General features: G+C 66.1%; 1 protein-coding gene. It reads right to left on the bottom strand.

What is annotated here, in order from left to right:
• The coding region (recA, locus tag FMEAI12_RS00285) for a recombinase RecA (protein WP_112104557.1) at positions 1 to 799 on the bottom strand (799 nt) is incomplete at both ends.

The following is a 799-nucleotide window of genomic DNA, read 5'->3' as shown; positions in this document are numbered from 1 at the left end:
TGCGTTTTCCTTGCCCTGGCCGAGCTGGTCACCGTCATAGGTGTACCAGGCACCGGACTTGCGGATGATGCCGTGCTCGACGCCCATATCGATCAGGGAGCCCTCGCGGCTGATACCGCCGCCGTAGACGATGTCGAACTCGGCCGTCCGGAACGGCGGGGCCATCTTGTTCTTGACCACCTTGACCCTGGTCCGGTTACCGACCGCCTCGGTACCGTCCTTCAGCGTCTCGATGCGGCGCACGTCGAGCCGGATCGACGCGTAAAATTTCAGTGCCTTTCCACCGGTGGTCGTCTCTGGCGACCCGAACATGACGCCGATCTTCTCGCGGAGCTGGTTGATGAAGATGGCAGTGGTGCCGGAGTTCGCGAGCGCCCCGGTGATCTTCCGCAGTGCCTGCGACATCAGGCGGGCCTGCAGACCCACGTGGCTGTCGCCCATCTCCCCCTCGATCTCGGCCCGCGGTACCAGCGCCGCGACCGAGTCGATGACGATGACGTCCAGCGCGCCGGAACGGATCAGCATGTCGGCGATCTCCAGCGCCTGCTCCCCCGTGTCGGGCTGGGAGACGAGCAGCGCGTCGGTGTCGACGCCGAGCTTCCCCGCATACTCCGGATCAAGAGCGTGCTCGGCATCGATGAAGGCCGCGATACCTCCGGCTGCCTGCGCGTTCGCCACCGCGTGCAACGCGACCGTGGTTTTTCCGGACGACTCCGGCCCATAGATCTCGACGACGCGCCCGCGAGGGAGGCCCCCGATACCGAGCGCGACATCCAGCGCGATGGATCCGGTCGGGATG

The sequence above is a fragment of the Parafrankia sp. Ea1.12 genome, from assembly GCF_900465275.1.
Classification (GTDB): domain Bacteria; phylum Actinomycetota; class Actinomycetes; order Frankiales; family Frankiaceae; genus Parafrankia; species Parafrankia soli.
This window is presented reverse-complemented; position numbering and strand designations above follow the sequence as displayed.